A 19,555-nucleotide genomic window follows, 5' to 3' on the forward strand; every position below is an offset into this window, starting at 1 on the left:
AGCCTGAAAGACTGAGTACGCAAAGGGCTTTTCAACAGCCTGCCAAGCATTAAGCGCTCATTTTTGTGAACTGGCACTAGCTTTTTTCATAATCACAACAATTTGCTAAACCACGCAGCAATCAATAATGAAACGCCCGCAAAACAATATGCAGTATTGCGCCTCCTTGCGCGGCCATTTGAATAGCAATTTCCTTCCCGCGATGAGATGTAACAATTTCTATTGAACACCTCGGGTAAAATCCTGTTAATGAACACCGTTTAACAAATCACTGACATCGGTCTACAACGTCCCTATGACAACAACAGGGAGCCGGGTCATGGCTTTTCAACATCAAACAAGACGCATTATTTCAGGGTTGGCATTACTGCTGGGCCTCACTCTTTCACTCACACAGAATCTGCATGCTGCCGGCCTGATGCAGCCGACAAATCAGACATTGCCGCCCCTTCAAATCCGCGAGCAACATGTCACCGTGGATGTGGAAGACGGTTATGCCATCACTGAGGTGGAGCAGGTCTTCCACAATCCCCATCAACAAGACCAGGAAGCCTACTACCGCTTTCCCGTTCCCGAAAAAGGGACAGTGGCCGAATTCACTGTCTGGATAGATGGCAAGCCGGTAACTGGTGAAGTATTGGAAAAGCAAAAGGCCCGCGAGGTTTACCAACAGGAGAAGGCAGCAGGGCGTGATGCCGGGCTTACCGAGAAGGACAGTTACAAGGCCTTTGACGTACTCGTCAGCCCGGTACGTGCCGGCCAGGATACCCGAGTAAAACTGGTCTACCTGCAGCCAGCATTTATCGACACTAGTGTTGGCCGCTACGTCTACCCTCTGGAAGAGGGAGGCGTGGATGAAGAAACCCTCTCATTCTGGACCGCCAACGAAACGGTATCCGAACACTTCACCTTTACCCTGAATTTGCGTAGCAGCTACCCGGTGGATGCCGTGCGACTTCCAGCACACCCCCAGGCATTCATCACACAAAGCGGCCCGCGGCAGTGGACTGTCAAAATGGATAACCAGTCGGTGAATCACCAGGAAGGTCAGGTACAAAACGCTGCCTCCGCACCCGCATTCCGCCTGGACCAGGATATCGTGGTGTACTGGCGCCACAAGGCAGGTTTACCCGGTTCTGTGGATCTCGTGGCCTACAAGGCTCCCGGCAAGGATCGTGGTACCTTCATGATGACACTCACCCCCGGCGACGACTTGCCGCCAATCCGCAATGGCAGCGACTGGATTTTTGTGCTGGATATTTCCGGCTCCATGCAAGGCAAGCTGGCCACATTGGCCGATGGTGTCAGTAAAGCACTGGGCAAGATGCGGCCAGAGGATCGCTTCCGCATCGTCTTGTTTGACGATCGTGCTGAGGAGATGACCTCCGGTTTTGTCACTGCCACACCGGAGTCGGTACAGCGCTATATCGGCAAGCTGTCTCAACTACAAACCCGTGGCGGCACCAACCTGTTTGGCGGCCTCAGCCTGGCGCTTAACCCGCTGGATGCTGATCGTCCCACCGGCATTGTGCTGGTCACTGACGGTGTGGCCAATGTGGGGAAAACCCAGCAAAAAGATTTTCTTGAACTGCTGGAGAAACATGACGTTCGCCTGTTCACCTTTGTCATGGGCAATAGCGCCAACCGGCCACTGCTTACCGCCATGACCGATGCCAGTAATGGCTTCGCCATTAGCGTTTCCAACAGCGACGACATTGTCGGTCAGATTCTCACCGCCACGAGCAAATTGACTCACCAGGCAATGAATGATGTGCACATTGAGATTGACGGCATCCGTACCGCCGACCTTCAGCCCCAGCGTATCGGTACCGTGTATCGCGGCCGCCAGATTGTTCTGATGGGCCACTACTGGGGAGACGGACCGGCCAATGTCACGCTAAAGGCCAACGTAGCTGGCCAGGATAAAACCTATCGCACCCGTTTTGACTTCCCCAAACAGGGAGGCGCGAACCCCGAGCTGGAGCGCCTGTGGGCCTACGCGACCATCCAGCAAATGCAGCGAGAGATCGATAACTTCGGTGAAGAAAAAGACCTGCAAAACGGCATTGTGGATCTGGGCATCGAATACGGGCTGGTCACCAACTATACCTCCATGGTGGTACTGCGCGATGAGATGTTTGCCCAATACGGGATTGATCGCCGCAACGCCAAGCGTCGTGAACTGGAGAAACTGGCACAGGCACAGCGGCAAAGTGTCCCGCCCACCAGTAATCGCGCCGACACCTCGCAGCCCATGTACACCTCTTCACGCCCATCCTTCACTGGCGGCGGAGGCGGAGGCGGCGCATTCAGCCTCGGCGCACTACTGCCCTTCCTGATACTCTTGGTGGCAGGTCAACGACGTCGCCGCCCATAAGTGAGGGCCTTTAACAGGAGACAGCAGGATGGATGCAGGGTTCTGGCATGACAAGTGGGAGAAAGGGGAAATCGGCTTTCATCTGAGCCAGGTACACCCCTTGCTGAAACGGTTCCTGCCAGCCCTTCATCTTTCCCCGGGTCAGCGCATCTTTGTGCCTTTGTGCGGCAAAAGCCTGGACCTAGGATACCTGCTTGATCAGGGACTGGAAGTGGTCGGCGCGGAGCTCTCGGACAAAGCCATCATTGCCCTGTTTGAACAGCTTGGGATGGAACCCGAGGTAGAGGAGTGGGCGGCAGGCAAATGCTACCAGCATGGCAGCTTGAGGGTGTTCCAGGGCGACATCTTTGCCTTGGATTCGTCCACTCTGGGCCAGGTGGATGCCATTTATGACCGCGCTGCCTTGATTGCGCTGCCCGATAGCCTGCGGCAACGCTACGCTGAGCATTTAGTCGCTCTGACTGATCGAGCCGCACAGCTGCTCATTACGCTCAGCTACCAGCAACAGCAAATGGATGGCCCGCCCTTCTCGGTAGGCCCCCAGCTGGTATCTTCACTGTATGGTCAGACCTATGCCATCTCCGCGCTAAGCGATAAAAACATCATTACCCACGAACCACGATTTGCGGAACGTGGGCTCACCGCACTACATGAACAATGCTGCCTGCTGACACCCCGCTGAGGCGGGCAGGACTACCAGGGCAGAACAGAACCGTCGCTATGCCAGAAGGTACCCGTGTTATCCAGGCTGAGTTCATCCATGCGCTCAATCAGATTAGCTGCTGCCTGCTCTGCCGTCAGATTGCCACTATTGCCCGTCATATCCGTCTGCACCCAGCCGGGGTGAAGGATGGCAACCGCTATCCCCTTGGGCTTAAGGTCATGGGCCAGAGACTTGCCCGCGGCATTCAAGCCGGCCTTGCTGATCCGGTAACCATAGCGCCCACCGGATGTATTATCGGCTATTGATCCCATCCGCGATGTCATCAGGCCCACTTTGCTGCCGTCATGCAGGTGATCCAGCAACCCCAGCGTCACCCGTAACGGCCCGAGGGTATTCACCTCGAACTGTTCACGAATCTGGTTGTAATCCATCTGTTCCACTGTCTCGTTCTGCATCATGCCGGCATTATTGAACAGCATATCGACCTTGGTGTTACCCAAACCACTACGCAGATTGATGACGCCGTCCTCACGACTCACATCAATCCCGTCTATCACCTCCACACCCAGTTCCTGCAGTACTCGTGAGGGTTCACGGCAGGTGGCAATGACCCTTTCTCCACGCGCTTTCCAGAGTTTGGCCATGGCCAGACCGATACCCCGATTGGCACCCGTAATCACAATAGTGTTACTCATTTTTTACCTCCTCCCTGATGGACTTGAATTTACGCTTCGGCAGACCCACAGTGAAACCATTACACCTCGGTTTTTCAATGTCATTTCCGGCAATTTGCAAGGAGCGATCATGAGTATTTCCACTGGCGACACCCTTCCCGCCATCACCATCAAGACCAACGGCCCGAATGGCCCTGAAGATCTGAATACCGGCACGTTTTTCAGTGGCCGCAGAGTCGTTCTTTTCGCCGTACCCGGCGCGTTTACCCCCGGCTGCTCCAATACCCACATGCCCGGCTTCGTAGTTAACGCCGATGCGATTCTTGAAAAGGTGGATGCCATTGCCTGCATGGCGGTCAACGATGCCTTTGTCATGGATGCCTGGCAAAAAGACCAGAATGCGGAGCACATCACCATGCTTGCCGACGGCAATGCCGACTTTACCAAGGCACTTGGTCTGGAACTGGATGCCAGCGGCTTTGGTATGGGCCCGCGCAGCAAACGCTTCGCCATGATCGTTAATGATGGTGTGGTGGAATACATCGGTGTTGATGATAAAGGCGTGGACAAGAGCAGCGCGGAGACGGTGCTGGCGCAGTTGTAATGACTGCCTGACGTCTGAAAATCCAAAGAAGCGAGTCGCGAGTTTCGCGTTGCGAAATTCAAGTTCGGAGAACATTTCTCCCCATGCAGGTTTTGATTTTCGAAACTCGTGACTCGTGACTCGCCCCTTCTTTCAATCCCCCGATATGCGGTTCCGCTTGATGAACCGGGTAGAATCTCCGCCGAAAGAACCGCCATAGCTTTCCCGCACCATGATCCTGTCACCAATACCATGCAACTTGTACTGGTTCTGTATGGTCAGGCCGTAATTCGGCAGATGGGTGGTATCCACTTCCTTGTTGGTTTTTTCACTGGCAGTGACTTTGTGGTCGATGAAGTCCGCCTCATAGCCAAGCTCAAGGATCGGCGAATTTTCATCTACGTTAGCCACCGCATGGCCATAGATGGAACGCTCTTCATCATCATGGAAATCAGGCTGGTAATAAGGCCAGACTTCTTCTTCCAGGAAATTGCTTCGAAACCATTGCGGCGCAAAGGAGCTTTGCCCGGTGGCAAGGAATGCACCGCGAATACCAGAGGAAACCCGGCGCACCGGTGAAGGGTCATCCGGGTTGGCAATCTCTTTCACGGCAGCATGAATACCGGCACCCGCACCCAGTGATGAACCGGTAATAAAAATATCGTCCGGGTTGATCTTGAATACATCCGCATAATAGCGGAAGAACTGAATCGCATGACTCATGTCATCTTTTGAAATCGGGTAACCGTTCTCATCAAGGTCCTTGGCGGGATGACGAAAATCCAGTGCCGCCACGGTCACACCACCAGCCCCTCCGCCCTCGATACCAAGATACGAAGCCAGCGTGCCCTTTTTCGGCCCAAGCATGGTTTCCTTGTTGTGGTTTGCCGAATGGGCATAGATCACCAGCGTGTTGGTTTCACTACCGCTATGCACCCTGCCATCCGGGGTGGGGTAATACACATCGATGCGCAACCCGTTGGGTTCACTATCCGGCCCAACTATGGGCATCCAACTCACCGAACTGTCGCCGTAATAAATATTCTCGTAGTAACCACAGACAGGATCGCAGCTGCCATAGGTCACAAAGTGATTGCCCATCACATCACTGTCAAAGGAATCTGGCGCATCGGCTCCCGCCGGTGCCGGACCACCGGTGATCAGCTTGGCACCACACGCCTGCCCCGTATTCGTGTCCACACAAATACGCACATGTGTTGTTTCGCCTATCGACAATGCCCAAGGGTAAGTAATCGAAAATTCTTTACCGTCATTACTCCCCTTGCTTTGAGTTGCTGCCAGACTACCGTTCACATAGTAATAGTGGCTGGAGCTACTGGGCTTGAGCACATCGTAATAGATATCAAAGGGCTGCCCCGCTGGCACATGGTTGTTAATGCCCACGGTGTGGACTTCTACCGCTTGATCCAACTGCAGAACCTGACCGGCACGAATACTGATGTCATCGCACACCAGGTCTCCTTCGTGCTGCAGGCACACAGCAATACTCTTCCTGTCACCATCAGAAAAACCACCCGGATAAGTCACAGAAAATTCGCCAGGCAGGGAACCGGTGCTGCTATTGCTGCGCGTTTTTTTCAGAGAACCATCCACATAGTAGTAGTGGTCAGAGCTACTGCTACCCGTTACCGCATAGTTGATCTGGAAAGCCGTTTGAGGAGGGACCACATTACCCTCACCAACGGCATGAATCCGGATTTGAAAGTCCTCTGCCGCCAGCAGATTTCCGCACAGCATCAAGAGCGAAAGCCCAGCTGAAAACCGGATCTCCTTAATGACAAGCCGCTTCATGGCAACGCCTCCCAATATGGCGTCATGGATGTATCACCAGCATAGGAGCCGCCTGGCAACGCATCCATCAAATAGCGACCCGGGTCACTGTTTGGATACACATTCTAACTTGAAGGGTAGTTTGGAATTTAAATGAGCCTAGCCAAGAGGATAGAAAAACAAATGCCTGCTACATGCCTGGGTAGCAATTCATCCCTGTCACTTTTGACTTCCAAAAGGGCACGGAAAGTCTCCGATGAGTCTTCTCAACAAAGCCTTCCGTCATGCACGGTGCTATTCAGATTTCCAGAGACAGCCCCAGCGTGGCCGTGAAATCATCTTTCTCAGGTGTGATGCCATTACTGTCGGGCTGAGGGCTTTCAATACGCTTCCAGGTGCCGGCAAGACGCAGATCAAGACGGCTGGTCAAATCCACATCCAATGCCATGTAGAAATCATGCTTGGCTCTGCCGCCTTTTGGCTCGGTCAGTGTTACCTGATAATCCGCCTGAAAATCGATGTTATCGGTGATCTCATGATCATAGAAACTACCAATCAGGAATGCCGGCGTGGAAACCGTTCTGTCTTCACCCGGAGCCACATCCACATATTCGGTACGCTGATAACCAGGCCCGGCAGCAATGCTCCAGTCCAGTTTGGGTGTATCAAAAATCTGGTAGCCTGCACCAAAGCCGAGGGTCCACTCTGCCGCTCGGTTCTGAAAAGGATCACGGTAATATTGGGCCTGCACCGGCCGAAAAAACCAACGATTACTGACGCGATAATCGTGGCTCATTTCCGCAGTATGGTTATTGGCAATTTGCTCGGAGGAAGATTCCGAATAGTTACCGGTGTAGCTCATGCGGGTATTGTTCTTGACGGTGCGGCGCTTTAGCACCACCTTGCTGTTGAGATCTTTCTGTTCAACGTTACCGCTTCGGAAATTAAGGCCAACCGCGATATCCGCAGACCAGAGATCAAATTCTCGCGGCGATGCTGTCGCAATGCCAACCACGTCCGTAAACGCCGCCGGCTCCCCGCCAATCAACAGCTTGCCGTTTTCCGTGGTGAGTCTGCCAAGAATGACATCACCGCCCTCAAGCAACACCGACATGACGCGCCCGGTGCGAATGTAGGCCACATCTTCCCAGTCAATGGAAATCAGGTCGAAATGATCACTGTCGATTTCAATGGATTCGTCATGGAGCACCTTTAGCCGCCCCTTTACCCATTCACCGGTATCCAGCTGAATCCAGTCCCACTGCTGCACATCAAACAGCGGCGGCTGCCAGACCTCCGGTGGCTTGGCGGCACTATCAAAGGTTTGTTCTGCGTATGCACAAACAGGCAACCCGAGCACAACGAAAGAGGCAGCCATGAAGGCTGCCTTTTTTGTCATGCCTGCAGGTGTCCAGGACAACAGCATCGGGGCCGACAACGCCGGCCCAGCAAAGACTCGATCAGTCATTATTTACCGTAAGGTTGAACCTCATAGGGATTACCACCCAGGGTCGCAGAAATATCCGCAATCGCTTTCTGGGCACGCACGCTGTTCCCGGCAGCATCCAGAGGCGGAGAAATAGCCGCGATGCCAAACTTGCCGGGGGAGATGGCAATAATACCACCACCTACACCGCTCTTGGCGGGAAGACCCGTTTTATAGAGCCACTTGCCTGCGTCATCATACAGACCCGCCGTCGCCATCACGGCCAGAATTTCCGGGATATCCTCAGCTTTCACCAAATCCTTACCCGTTACCGGGTTGGTGCCCGCGTTCGCCAGGGTGGATGCCATCATTGCCAGGTCTTTCGCATTCACACCCACAGAACATTGGCGGGTATAAATATCCGTGGCCTGCAGCGGATCACCCTCAATGTGCCCGTAGGCATACATCAGATGGGCAATGGCCTGGTTACGCTGGTTGGTGGCCGCCTCAGACTTGTAGATATCTTCCAGCACGGTGAGTTCGCGGCCGGCGAAATCGCTGTAATAACCCAGGATCTTGTTCCAGATTTCGTTGTAGCTCTTGCCTGCCACCATGCTGGTGGTGGTGATCGCGCCGGCATTCACCAACGGGTTCATTTCATGCCCCTGATGCTGCTCAATGGCGTAGATAGAGTTGAACACCTGGCCGGTGGCATCAACCCCCACATTCTTGGGCAGCGCATCAATCCCTTTTTCCTCTGTCACCTTGGCCATGGTGAACACTTTGGAGATGGACTGGATGGACACCTCGGATTCAATGTCGCCCACGCTGTACACTTTGCCGTCCACGGTGACCAGCACAATGCCAAAGATGTTGGAATCTACCTTGGCCAGGGCCGGAATGTAATCCGCATTGGCACCTTCCTTGAGACCCTTGTACTTGTCGTAGGCTTTCTTCAGCGCATCATTGATATTCTTCTCGGTCAGTTTGCTGTCCATGGGGGCTGCCGCGCCCGGCTCAGCCGAACAACTGGCACTGGCCATGGCCAGCATGCCGGCAAACATCAAACTGAAAAACTTACGTGAATATTGCATTGTTCTCGCTCCCTCTGAATGAGCCACCCTGCCGGTTACAGCAGGTTTCCGCTGGAAAAGTTGTATTTCACGCTGAACTGCACCCGACGGTCATATCCAGTGGTGCCATCATTTGCCGTGCGCTTGCCAAACAGGTATTCGACACCCATCAACACCTTGTCGTTGGGAGTATGCAGCAAGTTCACAGAAGCATATTCACCCTTTTCAAAAGCGTCCGCCGTCTGGAAATCCATGTTGTCGATTTCTGTTGAGCTATAGCCAATGGAAGAACTGTAGTGATCATTCCAGTAATGATCGTAGTAAGCGATCAGGCCAGTGAGCGGTACCACCTTGTAGTCCGGATCTGCCGCATCACCATCCGGTGCCATATCAACGCCACCGTCATTCATATAGTTGGAAATACCATCACCGTGGACAACGCCCAGAATGATGCGGTCTTTCTCAAACATATTGATGGTGCCGGTCAGGTTCACACCCCAGCCGAGTTCGCTATCGTCCGGGCTGCCATCTGGAGCATTGGGGGTGTCGTAACCCACCTGGCGAAGAATACCGGCCACCTGGAAATGCCCCCAGTCCCCCACCTGACGGAAGTGCGCAGTCAGATCGGGGTATTCATCATCGCCGGCAGTTCCCGGGTCTTGTCCGCTATCCACCCCGCTGCCCGGGTTTTCGATGGCCATGGCAAAAGTGGAATCCCCCTGAATGGGCGTCCAGCGAATTTGTGGATTGCGCAGGAAGACCATGCCGGAAGGTCCCCAGTAGTCGATCACATTGGGGAAGACATCGCCGTCCATAAAGACACTGTTGGTCTGCCCCGCAAGAATGGATTTCCATTCCCCATAGGCATGACGCAGGCGAATGGTGGTCTGGCCTTCATCTGCGCCAACACCAAACATATCGAATTCAAACTTGGTAACCAGTTCGCTGTCACCGGCCATGGTGCTGGCATTCACACCAAGACGACTCTGACGGACACTTAACACCGCCTGGCCATCACTACCCACGGAATCCTGATCGTAAGGAATGCGCCCCGGACGCAAGGTGTCTTCCCATTCCGGAGTGACACGGTCGAAGCCTTGCACATAGTCGACCATGCCAAAGCCATACACTTCAAAGGAGGAATCGGCCAGACAGGCCATTGGAGCAAGCAATGCGGCGGCCCCCAGGCCACGCAGAGGAAAACGAATATTCATGATATGTGCATCCCTGATCGTTGTTATAGCCACCCTTCCATGGTGCCGGAACGCAGTGACCACAGACTTAACGGAAATCACGCCTCGCCTGAAGATAGGAACATATTTTTAAGAGTGAGTCACGTTCATGTCATCGTCGTGACAGGGCGTACTGATAACCTGATCACACTCCATTGACGTGACGCCTCACTCAGGCTTCACTGAGGGCACAATAATAATTGCACGCGCCCACTTCTGATCGGTGACAGGAACCCGACCATGAGTATTTTGCAGCTGCCCAATGCCCATCCTGATGTCATTCTGCTGGACTGGCATGCCACTTTGGTTGATACCCACGATGCCATGTATCACGCCGTGGATGATGTACTGCCCCACCTCAAGGAACTCGATCTTTGGGACCAGCTACTGACACCTGAAGATTCGAAAACCATTGAAGATGCCAAACTGCTCATTTATGTGAAAGATCATCATCGCCTTCATCCCAAAATCGTCGCACAGCGTAAAATTTCGCGTACTGACATTTTTGAAGTTCTGTTCGGCAGTGATCAGGATGCCAAAGCTCGCGCCCACCAGGCCTTCGATCAGGCCTACAAAAAATATGTGGAAGATGTCTTCCCCCTGGAGGCGGACATTCGCGAGCAGCTGGAACACATACGCTCCATCGGCATCAAGACCGGCCTGATCTCCAACCGCAAACGGGACTTTCTTGAGCACGAACTGGCCCTGGTAGATGGCCGTGGCTGGGAGGATCTGTTTGATGTGGTGGTTTGCGGCAGCGATGTGGAAAGACGCAAACCCGCTCCGGACATGCTGCTGGAGGCCCTCAAACGTCTGCACCTTCCTCCTTCGGAACACTGCTGGTATATCGGCGACAGCACTACTGATGTGATCGCCGCCAAGGAAGCCGGAATCACCTCCATTTTCTACAACGGCGCGGGCTGGCCACAAAGCTGGCTGGACAAGATTTTCCCCGACACTATCAAACACCCCCATCGACCTGATGCCGTGGTCGGCAGCATCGCAGACCTCACCAGTCTGGCCCGCCACTTACTGGCTCAACACAAGCGAGTGGAGCGGGCCAGAACCTGAAAGGCAATGTTTTACCACAGAGTTCACAGAGATCACTGAGGAAAATCGGTGCGGAGCCAGGGGCGCGCTTGCCGGGCAAATGGACGAGTTGCGAGTTGCGAGTTGCGAGTTGCGAGTTGCGAGTTGCGAAAGTCAAAGACAAAATCCTGACAGCAAAAAGGTTTTTTTCTGCTTTTCGAAACTCGCTCCTCGAAACTCGAAACTTCCTTTCCACCCCCAAGCAAACTCCCGAGCGCAGGTTTGTTCCAACAGGGTTTACCTCAGTGATCTCTGTGACCGCTGTGGCAAAACCGCTTTTGCCGTTACCGGAATTGACTAGGCGACACCCCGTACCACTTCTTGAAGGCGCGTGAGAACGCGCTCACTTCTGAAAAGCCCAACAGAAACGCCATCTGCGTCACCGTCATACCCGGGGTGCGCAGATGGCGCTCCACCAGCGTCTTGCGGGTGTCTTCTACCAGTTGCTTCCAGGTCAGCCCCTCATCATTGAGACGACGCTGCAAGCTACGGGTACTCAGACAACATTCTTCCGCCGCTTCTGCCTGGGCCGGCTCACCATCGGGCAAACGCTGCTCGATCCACAGGGTCAACCGGCTGGCCAGTGAAGCCTCCTCTGATGCCGCCAATCGCTGTGCCAAGGTTGCATCCAGCATGGCTGCCAGCTGTATATCGCTGGCCGCCAACATCTGCTGTGCGTTGGCCTTGTCGAACGCCAGGCTGTAATGGTCCGCCCCGGTTACCTCACAACGGAAGTAACGCGCCATGGCCTGGCGCAGGCCGGGGTCGATCCAGTCGGGTGCTGAAACGGCTACCGGATTGTGTTCCCGGTCAATTCGAATGCGCAGCAAGCGCACAATGGTAGACATCACAAACACAATCGCCTGAGGGTGTGGCTGATGATCGGTATTGGATGTGAAGCGCAGCGCAACACTCTCATCATCGGCAATCAGTTCCGTGGACACCAAATCACTGATCAGGCGATGAAAACGGGTAATCCGGTTCAGAACGCTATACAAATCCCCGCCTGCGGCCACGGCCAGCCCAAGCGCCCCGAAAGTGTTGTATTGCGAATGCCGCGCCACCTCAATCGCCATGCCCGGGTCGTTCAATTCCTGCAGACAATCATCCAGCAGTGCAGTCGAAACATCAGCATCTAGCCTGGCCTCTGGGTCACGCACCATCTGCGGATCGATGCCGTTGCGGCGCAGGATGGCATCCCCATCCAGCCCCCGCTCGTGCAACAAATGCAATAACGGCCCCATCAATAGCGCTGCCGCCTGTTTTTTTTCTGACATTGGCGTCCCCGGTCAAACGGTTGGCGGGCAAAGCCGAGTTTTCCTTCCCCGTGCCACCTAGAGTAATCCCCATCGAGAAATGGAGATTTCCCATGGCAACTGCACCTGCCCGCGGCAAGTCCGCTACAGATAAAACCATCCAGCGTGAAATCCTTGCCATCAGTGATGATATACGGCAACGCCACGGCTGGCTCAAGCACCAGAACGCCATCGGCTTCGGCATTTTTGCCATAGCCATTGCCGGCTGCACCCTCAACGCCGTGCTCTACCTTCAGGGCCTCATGCCCGCCTGGGCGGTGATTCTGCTCACCGCCTTCTGGACCTCGCTGCTCCACGAACTGGAACACGACCTGATCCACTGGATGTATTTCAAGAATAACAAGCTGGTTCATCACCTGATGATGCTCGGCGTGTACCTGTGGCGCCCCACCACCATCAACCCCTGGGTTCGCCGCCACCTGCACTTCCATCACCACAAACACTCTGGCAGTGAAACCGACCTGGAAGAGCGCGGCATCACCAACGGGGAAAAGTGGGGACTCAAGCGTCTGATCATGGTGGGCGACAACATGCTCGCCGTGTACCTGCGCGCCATCAAATACCTGACTGAGCCGGTGAGGCTCTACCGACGTGGCATCATTACCCGCAAGGACATTCGTAACTTCCGCCTGATCGGCCTGGTGAGCTACAACCCGTTGGGCGTCATCGTCCACGCCATCTGGCATGGCTTTGTGCTCTATCACCTGCTCAACGGCATTGCCTGGCTAGCCGGTACCAGCATCGCCTGGCCGGAAGTGATGACGGCACAGTTGAGCTGGATTACTCCGCTGGTGGTGATACTGATCGCCCCCAACATGCTGCGTACCTTCTGCCTGCACTTCATCTCGTCGAATATGCATTACTACGGTGATAACGAACCAGGCAAGATCACCGAACAGTGCCAGGTACTCAACGTATGGTGGCTGTGGCCCCTGCAGGCGTTCTGCTTCAACTTCGGCAGCACCCACGCCATCCACCACTTCGTGGTCCGCGACCCCTTCTACATCCGCCAGATGACCGCCAAGCGCGCCCATAGGGTATTGAAGGAAAACGGCGTGCGCTTCAACGATCTCGGCACCTTCCGCCGCGCCAACCGCATGCACGAAAAACCGCAAGCCGCCCTGTAAGCAAACACTCACCTACTCGAAGCCCGCACCTGAGCGGGCTTTTCTGTTTTCAACGGAACGCCTTCCTCCGGATACAACCACCCTTTGCAATTCTCTTGATAATCAAGCACTTTGCTTTCATCGAATCCGGCAATACCCGCCAGGAGTTATAAGGAAGCCTCTATATAACTCCGTGTAGGAGATTTGCCATTACGTCATAGCTTGTTGATATGGCAGGGTTTTATCGGACGGGGAGCGACTGCGGTTCCGGGGTTATATAGAACCGAGTTATACGGAACGTTCTAATTAATTCGCTGTTATACCTAAATAGGTAAGTTCAGATATATGCGTAAAGAAATTAGCAATGAACAAATAAAGATTGAATCTGAAGCAGGGTTTAAGCCACTTACTATTGAGTCTGGCATAACGTTACTTCCATTCTCGGAGCTAGGTGATCGTGAATTTGAACTGCTGTCATATCTTCTAGTGCAAGATGAGATTAATGAGTCTAAGCATGCCAATTTAGACAATATTTCTCTAATGCAAGGAGTGTCTGAACGAGGCCGAGATTGTGTTTTATATAATCAGGGTAAAGTAGTTGGGTTAATACAGTGCAAAAAATACACTGGCCGTCTAACTAAACCCCAAGCCCTAAAAGAGATAATTAAGTTTCTACTATTTGCAAATCTGGACAACTCTTTATTGCCTAATCCTGATAACTTTGAGTATAAGCTTTATGTATCCAATGACCTTACAGAGCCCGCTATAACTCTTATTAATGAATACGCCGCTAAAGTTTCTGACGAAATTACAAATGGTACAATCGATCAATATATCCAAGAGATCATTCATGAGTACGAGTCCTTTGCAGCTTTTAAAGAAAATGCCCCATCGGATACGATTAAGTCCCAGCTGAAGAAAATAAAGGTCTCATATTCTAATGCTACTGAATTGTCCGCAAGGACTTATAGCAATGACAAGTTGCTCTCCTTATTTTTCAATGTAAAGACGATTGTAGACTTGGAGGGGGCGGACAATCTAATCAGAAATGCTCTAGATGATTATGGGCTTAAATACCTTACTGATGAAGATCTAAAAAAGTTACAAGACAGGATCGGAAATACCAAAGAAGAGAACAGAATTAATTTAGGGTTCGTAGACTTTTTTGGATACAACAAAGAATTCTTTAAATTCCTAAAAGGTGATCCATTTAAAGAAGTACTGCAATCGGTGGTGGGTGTAAATTCGCTTCTAGATAAATATTTACTGGATTTTATAAACTCCAAAATACATGAGCTGGTCCTGCTCTATATCACGGAAGGCCTACTCAATAGAGGGAAAATACATACCTTTAGTATAGGCATTGCAGCGCCTTACCTATTAAAGAGGTTGTCCATGACTCTGCTGGCTAAGTCAATGCCAGAAGCGATGCTTACAAAATATTATCCACAGTTTTCAATGACTAAAGAGGAGCTTGTTTCAGACATAGCTGAAACTCTATATGAGAGTAGCGAAAGAGTTATGGCAAAGGACTACAGTCAACTAGTCGGCAGCCCTGAAGATATTGAATTCAAGATTCGATTTTTTTCTCATATGCATATTGGGTTAAATAGTATTGAAGATGCAAAAGCGGTATTCACAAAAGATATGGAAGTGATACAGCCTGTTCTTGATAGCATTGAAAATGAAATCAATAATTTGCTTCAGGAGGAAAGGACGGTAGTTATAAAGGATTCATCATTTCTTGATGACAAAGATCAAATACAGGCTTTTGCCAGTACTATAAAGGCTATAGATTCATAGTCATGGTTCGGTATAACAAGCACATTAAATTCGCTCCCTACGGTCGCCGGACGCTCGCAAGCTCACGCCGTTTATGTGAGCGTTAAGTGATTATGAATGACCTATACGACATCGCGCTGAAGAACATGAATAACTCGTTTGAGATACTGGAGGGTCATCTCGATGCGCCGGTAAAGGTTAAGTTCAACAATGGATATGTATATAGGTACAAATCCCAAGATATTTATGCTGCTATCTTGCTAAAGCTGGCGAGGACCATAACCGGCTTGCATGCCATTCACATCTTAAACGAGGCGGGGCTCTTGCAGGAGCAGGCTGCAATACAACGAATTTTAGATGAGCTGAGTGAGGACGTTTTATTTCTCTGCAACTCGATAATATTTAATGATCGAACAGAAAAACATGACGAATTCCTGAGTGCGTTCTTCCAAGATGAATTTGATGAAGGGCGAAGTGCACTAGAGTCAAAGCAAAAACGCCCGATGGTTCTTAGGAAGCACATACATTCATATATCAACAAGGATATAGGGCAAGGTGATGCAGCACGCGGGAAAGAGGCTTCCAGGACATTGTCCAAGGGATACTCTGGGTACATTCACGCAGCAGCACCTCATGTGATGGAACTTTACTACGGCAGCCCGCCTAGATTTCACCTAGCTGGAAGCGCGCATTCCTCTCCGCTATATCAAGATCACGTTGATGACATGCTTAACTACTTCTATCGTGGAATTTTGTCGTTTGCATTTGCCGCGAAGGCTTTTGGCGATGAAAGCCTATTTAAGGCTTTTCTTGACTACTCGAAGGCATTTGCAAGGGAATCAGGCCGTGAAAATCACCTTATCCCGTAGAACGCTCAACAAGACGGAGTACGCGACAAGAGCCTGTCCGCAGCTTTACCAAGCAAATAATGCAGCAATTTCCACGGAGAGAAGGTGAAGATCATCGGTTACCTGATTGGCGGCGCATTGCTGATACTTGTATTTCTGGGCCCAGGTACCGGCTGGTATCTGGTCTCGAAAGATACTTTTGCTGCATTACATTATGACGGTGTCGAACAGGCTGAAATCATTGACTGCAGATCCATACGAAGCGGCGGTCAAAACTCTCGTTATGTGCGCGTACCGGTTGTTCTGCGGCCGTCCGGGAAAACACTTTCTGGCTCCGTGGATGAAATCCGTTATTTCTGGGAATGTGATGACCAGATCGGCACTTCCGTTGAGGTGGTTTATGACATTAACCATCCCGACAAGGCCAAGCTGAACACCTTTATCGAGATGTGGTTTTTGCCCATCCTGATCGGGGTGATATGCCTTATCTGGTACTCAGCAATTGTAATCGGCTATATCAAGAAATATCGCGACCGCAAAAAACGATAGCTGCCAGCACCTTCCCGCTTTTCACAAGCCGTTCCCGCCACTCAGCATACCGCTCTGCGGCCAAAAAAATTTCAGCTTTCATTTCACCCCTGTCGATTTCCCCCAACGGCATTCGACGATATGTTGAAGTATGCACGTTACCTTACTATCACAGGGAGAACGAAATGGCTGATAACACAGGCACCGTTAGACTTCACCGGGTACTGCGTGCCCCCAGCGATCGCGTCTATCGCGCCTTCACCGACAAGGGTGCACTGGAATACTGGCTACCGCCCTATGGTTTTACCGGCACGGTTCATGAAATCGATGTGCGTGTCGGGGGCGGCTACCGGATGTCGTTTACCAATTTCAGCGGCGGCGGCAGTCACGCGTTTACGGTTGAGTATCTTGAGCTGGAACCGGGAAAGCGTATTCGCCATACCGACCGTTTCGACAGCGAGGGACTACCGGGCGAGATGACGGTGACCATTGATCTCAGAGAGGTTTCCTGCGGTACCGAGCTGAGCATTGTCCAGGAAGGCATTCCCGCCGTCATTCCAGAAGAAATGTGTTATCTGGGCTGGCAGGAATCACTGGAACAACTTGCCAAGTTAGTGGAACCGGACATTCCTGCTGAATAACCGGTCATCAAGGTACAAACCTCTCTTGCCTTGCCTCTGTCTATCAGTGGCAAGGCCTTACCAATTCCGCGATATTTTCAGGCTTTGAGAGAGCATCGCGAATTTGCAACACTGCCTCGTTAACCGAAATCAATATTTCAGGTTTTTTTGTGCCTGAAAAATTTCTGAATACTGGAAAAATCTTTCTCCGCATAACCATGATTACCATGTGCAGCGTATAGAGATTTAGCCAGATTACCCATTGGGGTTGCAGACTGGGTACTGAGTGCAGCCTGTAGAGCCAGCCCCAGGTCCTTGTTCATCAGTTTGACGGCAAAGCCGCCTTCGTATTCTTTGGAGGCAGGCACGTTTTCCATGACACCCGGCCAGGGATTGTATTTATCCAGGGACCAGTTATCACCGGAACTGGCTTTCATGATGTCGGATAACACCGCTGGGTCCAGACCATGGTCCACGCCCATCTGTAGCGCCTCTGCGGTACCGATCATGTGAATGGCCAGCAGCATGTTGTTGCAAATTTTGGCCAGCTGCCCAGCCCCACTGTCACCGGCACGAAACACCTGAGCGCCCATGCAGTCCAGCACCGGGCGGGCGCGCTCAATGGCCGCTTCCGGGCCGCCACAGATAAACGTCAGCGTGCCGGCTTTGGCCCCGCCAACGCCGCCTGACACTGGCGCATCGATCATTACCCTGCCCTGCTGTTTGGCGACTCCTGCCACCTCACGGGCGGTATCAGCATCAATAGTGGAGCAATCGATGATCAGGGCATTCTTATCAATGTGCGGCAGTACGCCAGCCTCACCCACATAGAGACCGCGCACCGCAGCGGCGGAAGGCAGCATGCTGATCACTACCTCCGCGCCCCTTACGGCATCAGCCGCACTCTCGGCAGCCTTGACGCCATCATTCACTGCCGCTGCCAACAACGCGGGCACCAGATCAAATACGGTAACGTCATGACCGGCCTTGACCAGATTGGCCGCCATGGGCCCACCCATGTGACCGACGCCGAAGAATCCGATTTTCATTATTCTCTCTCCCTCATGTTTTCTTGGCGTAGGAGCGGCGCTTGAGCCGCGAATCGCATATTGGTTAACCTCGCCAGAACCTTCGCGGCTCAAGCGCCGCTCCTACGGCGATGTTTTGATTTGCGTCCGACGTCCGACCTTCGACGTCCGACTTTTTCTTTACAAAAAAGACAAATCCTTTAGCACATTACGCGCGATGATGACGCGCATGATTTCGTTGGTGCCTTCCAGAATCTGGTGCACGCGAGCATCACGCAGGTAGCGCTCCAACGGATACTCGCGAATGTAGCCATAGCCGCCGTGAAGTTGCAGCGCCTGGTTGCAGACGTTGAAGCACAGGTCCGTCGCCATGCGCTTGGCCATGGCGCAGAGCATGCTCTTGTCACTGTGATTCTGATCCAGCTTCCAGGCAGCCAGACGCACCATCTGTTGTGCCGCCACCAGTTCCGTAGCCATGTCGGCCAGTGTGAATTGCACGGTCTGAAAATCACCGATGGCCTGGCCAAACTGTTTGCGTTCCTGTACGTATTGCTGAGCCTGTTTCAACGCTGCCTGGGCAGCCCCCAGTGAGCAGCTGGCAATATTGATACGGCCGCCATCCAGGCCACCCATGGCTATTTTGAAACCCTCTCCTTCTTGCCCTATCAGGCAATCGGCAGGAATGCGCGCATCTTCCATGATCACCGCGCGGGTGGGCTGGCTTTTCCAGCCCATCTTGTCTTCATTACGCCCATAGGAAATGCCCGGCGTGTTCGCCGGTACAGCAAAACAGGAAATGCCTCCCGCACCCGCTTCACCAGTGCGGGCCATTAGCACCAGCACATCGGTATCGCCCGCGCCGGAGATAAATGCCTTGGCACCGTTGAGCACATAGCTGTCGCCATCCCGTTTCGCCGTGGTTGCCAGTGACGCCGCATCGGAACCGGCATTGGGTTCCGTCAGGCAGTACGACGCCAGCTTTTTTCCACTCATCAAGTCATCGGCCCAACGCGCTCGGGTGGCATCATTGCCGAAACGGGTGAGCATCCAGGTGGCCATGTTGTGAATCGTGATGAACGCAGTGGTGGAGGTGCAACCTTGCGACAGCTGCTCAAAGATCAGCGCCGCATCCAGCCGTGACAACCCCATGCCACCGTGCTCTTCATCGCAATACAGGGAACAGAAACCCAGCTCGCCGGCCTTGCGAATCGCCTCTTTGGGGAAAATACTTTTTGCATCCCATTCAGCAGCAAACGGCGCCAGTTCTTTTTCAGAAAACTGTCGTGCCGTTTCGCGGAAAGCTTGCTGTTCTTCTGTAAAAGAAAAGTCCACTTTTGTGTCTCTTTAAAGCTGTTTAACCACAGAGATCACGGAGTACACAGAGAAAAGAAATTTCCGATTTTTGATGAATCTTTCCT

General features: G+C 52.5%; 17 protein-coding genes. 9 read left to right on the forward strand and 8 right to left on the reverse strand.

The window, feature by feature from the left end:
* The first annotated feature begins 319 nt into the window (after positions 1-319).
* Together Y5S_RS14735 and tmpT are read left to right on the forward strand one after the other, a co-directional pair.
* Positions 320-2,377 carry a VIT and vWA domain-containing protein gene (locus Y5S_RS14735; protein ID WP_035234025.1) on the forward strand — a complete coding sequence of 686 codons (2,058 nt, stop codon included), beginning with the start codon at positions 320-322 and terminating at the stop codon, positions 2,375-2,377.
* 28 nt (positions 2,378-2,405) lie between these two features.
* Positions 2,406-3,059 (forward strand): thiopurine S-methyltransferase, encoded by a 654-nt coding sequence (gene tmpT, locus Y5S_RS14740; RefSeq protein ID WP_035234027.1) that lies wholly within the window; start codon positions 2,406-2,408, stop codon positions 3,057-3,059.
* Positions 3,060-3,070: 11 nt separating this feature from the next.
* Here tmpT and Y5S_RS14745 read toward each other — a convergent pair whose 3' ends face one another.
* Positions 3,071-3,736 carry an SDR family oxidoreductase gene (locus tag Y5S_RS14745; RefSeq protein ID WP_035234028.1) on the reverse strand — a complete coding sequence of 222 codons (666 nt, stop codon included), beginning with the start codon at positions 3,734-3,736 and terminating at the stop codon, positions 3,071-3,073.
* Between the two features lie 109 nt (positions 3,737-3,845).
* Between Y5S_RS14745 and Y5S_RS14750 the strand changes: the two genes are divergently transcribed.
* Positions 3,846-4,319, forward strand: coding sequence for a peroxiredoxin (locus Y5S_RS14750; protein ID WP_035234030.1), 474 nt, complete (start codon positions 3,846-3,848; stop codon positions 4,317-4,319).
* Between the two features lie 132 nt (positions 4,320-4,451).
* Here Y5S_RS14750 and Y5S_RS14755 read toward each other — a convergent pair whose 3' ends face one another.
* The 4 genes from Y5S_RS14755 to Y5S_RS14770 form a co-directional block, all read right to left on the reverse strand.
* The gene (locus tag Y5S_RS14755; protein WP_156107795.1) at positions 4,452-6,110 is read right to left on the reverse strand and encodes a hypothetical protein; all 1,659 of its coding nucleotides are present in this window, start codon (positions 6,108-6,110) and stop codon (positions 4,452-4,454) included.
* A 277-nt stretch (positions 6,111-6,387) separates the two neighbouring features.
* Entirely contained in the window at positions 6,388-7,488 is a 1,101-nt protein-coding gene (locus Y5S_RS14760) for a DUF481 domain-containing protein (RefSeq protein ID WP_035234180.1), read from the reverse strand.
* 68 nt (positions 7,489-7,556) lie between these two features.
* The gene (glsA, locus tag Y5S_RS14765) at positions 7,557-8,609 is read right to left on the reverse strand and encodes a glutaminase A (protein ID WP_035234034.1); all 1,053 of its coding nucleotides are present in this window, start codon (positions 8,607-8,609) and stop codon (positions 7,557-7,559) included.
* 35 nt (positions 8,610-8,644) lie between these two features.
* Positions 8,645-9,802, reverse strand: a complete 1,158-nt coding sequence (locus Y5S_RS14770; RefSeq protein WP_231552707.1) for a DcaP family trimeric outer membrane transporter — start codon at positions 9,800-9,802, stop codon at positions 8,645-8,647.
* Positions 9,803-10,060: 258 nt separating this feature from the next.
* Between Y5S_RS14770 and Y5S_RS14775 the strand changes: the two genes are divergently transcribed.
* Positions 10,061-10,891, forward strand: a complete 831-nt coding sequence (locus Y5S_RS14775; protein ID WP_035234036.1) for an HAD family hydrolase — start codon at positions 10,061-10,063, stop codon at positions 10,889-10,891.
* 302 nt (positions 10,892-11,193) lie between these two features.
* On the opposite strand, the gene Y5S_RS14780 is transcribed toward Y5S_RS14775, so the two are convergent.
* A complete protein-coding gene (locus Y5S_RS14780; protein ID WP_035234039.1) occupies positions 11,194-12,186 on the reverse strand; it encodes an AraC family transcriptional regulator in 993 nt (330 codons plus the stop codon).
* Positions 12,187-12,278: 92 nt separating this feature from the next.
* Here Y5S_RS14780 and Y5S_RS14785 point away from each other — a divergent pair, with 92 nt between their 5' ends.
* The 5 genes from Y5S_RS14785 to Y5S_RS14805 all read left to right on the forward strand — a co-directional run bounded on the left by Y5S_RS14785 (position 12,279) and on the right by Y5S_RS14805 (position 17,130).
* Positions 12,279-13,352, forward strand: a complete 1,074-nt coding sequence (locus Y5S_RS14785) for a fatty acid desaturase (RefSeq protein ID WP_035234041.1) — start codon at positions 12,279-12,281, stop codon at positions 13,350-13,352.
* 324 nt (positions 13,353-13,676) lie between these two features.
* Positions 13,677-15,134, forward strand: coding sequence for a hypothetical protein (locus Y5S_RS14790; RefSeq protein WP_035234044.1), 1,458 nt, complete (start codon positions 13,677-13,679; stop codon positions 15,132-15,134).
* A gap of 86 nt (positions 15,135-15,220) precedes the next feature.
* A complete protein-coding gene (locus Y5S_RS14795) occupies positions 15,221-15,982 on the forward strand; it encodes a hypothetical protein (RefSeq protein WP_156107797.1) in 762 nt (253 codons plus the stop codon).
* A gap of 84 nt (positions 15,983-16,066) precedes the next feature.
* Positions 16,067-16,510 carry a DUF3592 domain-containing protein gene (locus Y5S_RS14800; protein ID WP_035234045.1) on the forward strand — a complete coding sequence of 148 codons (444 nt, stop codon included), beginning with the start codon at positions 16,067-16,069 and terminating at the stop codon, positions 16,508-16,510.
* 164 nt (positions 16,511-16,674) lie between these two features.
* Positions 16,675-17,130, forward strand: coding sequence for an SRPBCC family protein (locus Y5S_RS14805; protein ID WP_035234046.1), 456 nt, complete (start codon positions 16,675-16,677; stop codon positions 17,128-17,130).
* A 137-nt stretch (positions 17,131-17,267) separates the two neighbouring features.
* Here the strand turns inward: Y5S_RS14805 and mmsB are convergent, their stop codons facing one another.
* Together mmsB and Y5S_RS14815 are read right to left on the reverse strand one after the other, a co-directional pair.
* Positions 17,268-18,158, reverse strand: coding sequence for a 3-hydroxyisobutyrate dehydrogenase (gene mmsB, locus Y5S_RS14810; RefSeq protein WP_035234047.1), 891 nt, complete (start codon positions 18,156-18,158; stop codon positions 17,268-17,270).
* Positions 18,159-18,317: 159 nt separating this feature from the next.
* Complete coding sequence (locus tag Y5S_RS14815) at positions 18,318-19,469, reverse strand: acyl-CoA dehydrogenase family protein (RefSeq protein ID WP_035234049.1); 1,152 nt, start codon at positions 19,467-19,469, stop codon at positions 18,318-18,320.
* Positions 19,470-19,555: the final 86 nt, after the last annotated feature.

Origin of the sequence: Alcanivorax nanhaiticus, assembly GCF_000756665.1 — a bacterium.
Taxonomy (GTDB): domain Bacteria; phylum Pseudomonadota; class Gammaproteobacteria; order Pseudomonadales; family Alcanivoracaceae; genus Alcanivorax; species Alcanivorax nanhaiticus.